The 598-nt window shown below is 68.7% G+C and carries 1 protein-coding gene; it reads right to left on the reverse strand.

The genetic code is table 11. From position 1 onward, the window contains the following. Nucleotides 1-579, reverse strand: a 579-nt coding sequence (locus ACLQ2W_RS33840) for a C39 family peptidase (protein WP_425791964.1), incomplete at its 3' end; no start/stop codon positions are given. Nucleotides 580-598 lie beyond the last annotated feature (19 nt).

The following is a 598-nucleotide window of genomic DNA, read 5'->3' on the forward strand; positions in this document are numbered from 1 at the left end:
CGGGTTGGCGCTGTCGGCGATGGTGACGGTGGTGCCGTTGTTCTGGTAGCCGACGACGCTGATGTAGTGGCCGCCTTCGAAGGAGTGGGTGGTGCCGTCGGTGTCGGTGGTGGTGCCGGCGATGTTGGCGACCACGGCGCGGCCGTCGTCGACGGTGCGGACGATGTCGGTGCGCAGCTTGTCGGTCTGCCGGTCGTCGGCCTTGGGGCTGCGGATCTCGACGGACTTGTAGGGCTTGCCGGTCTCCTTGTTCAGGACCGGGGTGATGTCGTTGATGCTGTTGGTGCCGTTCTCGGTGGTGCCCATCTCGCGGGCCATGGCGTGCACGTCGATGTTCTTGCCGAGCACGCTGATGGCGTTGCGGGCGGCGGCGGGGCCGCAGTAGTAGAAGTTCGGCTGGGCCTCGTAGCGCACGTCGAGTTCCCGCTCACCGCTGTTACGGTCAGCGGCCACGACAGCAGCCTTCCCGGCGGGGGCGGGGGCGGCGTGGGCGGCGATCGCGGGGCCGGCGATCCCACCGGCGGTCGCGGCGATACCGGCAGCGGTCAGCACAGTCTTACGCAGCACAGTGGTAGCCATGATGATGCCTCCCAGGGGG

The organism is Micromonospora sp. DT227 (assembly GCF_049841835.1).
Lineage (GTDB): Bacteria > Actinomycetota > Actinomycetes > Mycobacteriales > Micromonosporaceae > Micromonospora.